At 71.4% G+C, this 3,576-nt stretch carries 3 protein-coding genes; all 3 read left to right on the forward strand.

What is annotated here, in order from left to right:
- Nucleotides 1-195: 195 nt before the first annotated feature.
- The 3 genes from E2C05_RS29830 to E2C05_RS29840 are packed head-to-tail and all read left to right on the forward strand — an operon-like array spanning nt 196 to nt 3,522.
- Nucleotides 196-1,233 (forward strand): amino acid ABC transporter substrate-binding protein, encoded by a 1,038-nt coding sequence (locus E2C05_RS29830; protein WP_133223249.1) that lies wholly within the window; start codon nt 196-198, stop codon nt 1,231-1,233.
- A gap of 39 nt (nt 1,234-1,272) precedes the next feature.
- Nucleotides 1,273-2,451 (forward strand): amino acid ABC transporter permease, encoded by a 1,179-nt coding sequence (locus E2C05_RS29835; RefSeq protein ID WP_133223250.1) that lies wholly within the window; start codon nt 1,273-1,275, stop codon nt 2,449-2,451.
- A gap of 3 nt (nt 2,452-2,454) precedes the next feature.
- Nucleotides 2,455-3,522, forward strand: a complete 1,068-nt coding sequence (locus E2C05_RS29840; RefSeq protein WP_133223251.1) for an amino acid ABC transporter permease — start codon at nt 2,455-2,457, stop codon at nt 3,520-3,522.
- The last annotated feature ends 54 nt before the right edge of the window (nt 3,523-3,576 follow it).

Genomic DNA, 3,576 nt, shown 5'->3' on the forward strand with positions numbered 1-3,576 from the left:
GCATCCGCCCGGCGACGGACCGGCGGCCGCCGCCGGCGCCTCGGGGCGTCCTCGCACGCCGCGCGGGGCGCTGCCCAGCGATTGGGCAGGCCCCGGCCCGCATTGCCCAAGCATTACCATCTTGAAAGAAATGTGACGCGAAGCCACCTGCGCCGCACGGGCCCGCAGAGGCCCCGGGAGACATTGGGGGTTTCGATGATCAGGTTGACCGCCCTGGCCGCGGCCGCTGCCGCGTGCCTTGCCATCATCGCGCCGCAGCCGGCCGAGGCCGGCGCCGCGCTGGATGCCATCAAGCAGCGCGGCACGCTGCGCTGCGGCGTGCAGGGCCCGGGCAATCCCGGCTTCGGCACCGCCGACAGCCAGGGCCGCTGGGTCGGCTTCAATGTCGAGATCTGCCGCGCCGTGGCGATCACCATCTTCAACGACCCGAACAAGGTCGAGTTCGTCCCGGTGACGTCGCAGAGCCGCTTCCCGGCGCTGGCCGCCGGCGAGGTCGACATGCTGTCCAACAACAGCACCTGGACGCTGACCCGCGACAGCAACGTCAACCGCTTCAACTTCCCCGCCATCGTCTTCTTCGACGGCCAGGCGATGATGGTGAACCGGCGGCTGGGCGTGACCAGCGCCCGCGGCCTGAACGGCGCGACGGTCTGCGTGCAGCCGGGCACGACGACCGAGATGAACCTCGCGGACTATTTCCGCCAGCACAACATGCGCTTCACGCCGGTGGTGATCGCCGACCTGGACGAGCTGCGCCGCGCCTATGACAGCGGCCGCTGCGACGTCTTCACCAACGACTTCGCCGCGCTGGCGGCGCAGCGCACGCTGCTGACCAACCCGCGCGACCACGTCATCCTGCCCGAGCGCATCAGCAAGGAGCCGCTGAGCCCGGTGGTCCGCCAGGGCGACGAGGAGCTGACCAACATCGTCGCCTGGACCGTCTTCGGCCTGATCGACGCCGAGGAGTTCGGCATCACCCGCGCCAATGTCGCGCAGCGCGCCGCCAGCGACACCGACCCGCGGGTGAAGCGCCTGCTGGGCGTCGAGGGCAACATGGGCGAATCGCTGGGCGCCGCCAACGGCCAGTATATGCGCACCATCCTCGCCGCCTTCGGCAACTACGGCGAGATCTTCGAGCGGCACCTGGGCACCGACACGCCGCTCGGGCTCGAGCGCGGGCAGAACAACATCTGGACCAAGGGCGGCCTGCTCTACGCCCCGCCGGCCCGCTGACGGACAGGGGGGCGGGCCGCGGCCCGCCCCCGCCATGCCATGAGCGACATCGCCCTGCCCGCCGCGCGCCGCGCCCCGCCGCTGCCGCGCTTCCGCATGCCGCGCGGCCTGCTCTGGCAGGCGCTGCTGCTCGCCGCCGTCCTCGGCCTCGGCTGGTGGTTCTGGGGCAATGTCCAGGCCAACATGGCCAAGCGGGGGCTGGAGCTGGGCTTCGGCTTCCTCGACCGCGCCGCCGGCATCCCGATCGGCGAGGCGGTGGTGGAGTACACCCCGGCCAGCTCCTATGCCCGGGCGCTCTGGGTCGGCTTCCTGAACACGCTGCGCGTCGCGGTGGTGGGCTGCGTCATCGCCACCATCCTCGGCATCGCGCTCGGCGTCATGCGGCTGTCGCCCAACCCGCTGCTGCGCGGCCTGGTCGGCGGCTATGTCGAGATCGTCCGCAACACCCCGCTGGTGCTGCAGCTGGTGTTCTGGCACGCCGTCATCCTCGGCCTGCCGCCGGTGCGCCAGGCGCTGGAGGTGCTGCCGGGCGTCTTCCTCTCCCAGCGCGGGATGAAGATCCCGGTGCTCGTCGCGTCGCCCGCCATGTGGGCGCTGCTGGCGGCGCTGGCCGCCGGCGCGCTGGGCTGGTGGCTGCTGCTGCGGCGCGAAAGGGCGCGGCAGGCGGCCACCGGTCAGCGCCGGCCGACCATCCTGCCCGGGCTGGCGATGCTGCTCGGCCTTCCCGCGCTGTCGGTGCTGGCGCTCGGCGCGCCGCAGGTCGAGTGGCCGGAGCTGACGGGCTTCAACTTCCAGGGCGGCGTCACGCTGTCCCCGGAATTCGTCGCGCTGCTGACCGGCCTCGTCGTCTACACCGCCGCCTTCGTCGCCGAGATCGTGCGCGCGGGCATCCAGAGCGTGCACAGGGGCCAGTGGGAGGCCGCCTTCGCGCTCGGCCTGCCGCGCGGCCGCATCATGCGGCTGGTGATCCTGCCGCAGGCGCTGCGGGTCATCATCCCGCCGATGACCAGCCAGTTCCTGAACCTGACGAAGAACTCCTCGCTGGCCATCGTCATCGGCTACCCCGACCTCGTGTCGGTCGCCAACACCGCCATCAACCAGACCGGGCAGGCGATCGAGGTCATCTCGATCTTCATGGCGGTCTACCTGGCGATGAGCCTGCTGACCTCGCTGGCCATGAATCTCTACAACCGCAGCGTCCAGATCCGGGAGCGCTGAGCCATGGCCGCCGCCCCCGCCATCCCGCTCGCCACGCGCGCCAGGGCGTTCCTCGGCGCCTGCCTGGACGGGCCGGTGAACATCGCCATCACGCTGGGCTGCATCGCCCTGCTGGCCTGGGCGCTGCCGCCCTTCCTCGATTGGGCGGTGTTCCGGGCCACCTGGTCGGGCAATGCGCAGGCCTGCCGCGCCGCCGAAGGCGCCTGCTGGGCCTTCGTGCGGGAGAAATTCTGGTTCTCCGTCTTCGGCCTGTATCCGTATGAGGAGCGCTGGCGGCCGGCGACCATGCTCTCCCTGCTAGCCGCGATGGCGGTGGCCAGCACGCAGCGGCGGCTCTGGTCGCGCTGGTTGCTGCTGGCCTGGCTGGTCGCCGCCGCGGCCATGCTCTGGCTGCTGGCGGGCGGCTTCGGGCTGGCGCCGGTGGCGACCCGGCTCTGGGGCGGGCTGACCATCACCGGCGTCATCGCGGTCTATGGCGTAGCGCTGGGCTATCCGCTGGCGGTGCTGCTGGCCCTCGGCCGGCGCAGCGAGATGACGCTGGTCCGCTGGTTCTGCACCGCCGTCATCGAATGCGTGCGCGGCGTGCCGCTGATCAGCCTGCTGTTCATGGCGGCGATCATGCTGCCGCTGTTCCTGCCGGATGGCGTGACGCTGGACCGGCTGGTGCGCATCCTGGTCGCCTACACGCTGTTCACCGCCGCCTACATGGCGGAGGTGGTTCGGGGCGGGCTGCAGGCCATGCCGCGCGGCCAGTATGAGGCGGCGGATGCCATCGGCCTGACCTGGTGGCAGAAGATGCGGCTGGTGGTGCTGCCGCAGGCGCTGACCATCACCATCCCGGCGCAGGTCAACACCTTCATCGGCCTGTTCAAGGACACGACGCTGGTGGTGGTGGTCGGCATCTTCGACTTCTTCACCACGCTGCGCGCGGCGCTGGGCGACCCGCAATGGCTGGGCTTCCCGACCGAGGCCTATCTCTTCGCCGCTGCGGTCTATTTCCTGCTGTGCTTCGCGATGAGCCGCTACAGCCAGAAGCTGGAGAACGACTTCCGGCCGGCCGGGGCGCGGTAGCGCCGGCCGCGCGGGGCCGCGCCGGGATCCGGCGGGCGCGGCGGGGCGGGGACC

Origin of the sequence: Paracraurococcus ruber (genome assembly GCF_004353985.1) — a bacterium.
Taxonomy (GTDB): Bacteria; Pseudomonadota; Alphaproteobacteria; order Acetobacterales; family Acetobacteraceae; genus Paracraurococcus; species Paracraurococcus ruber.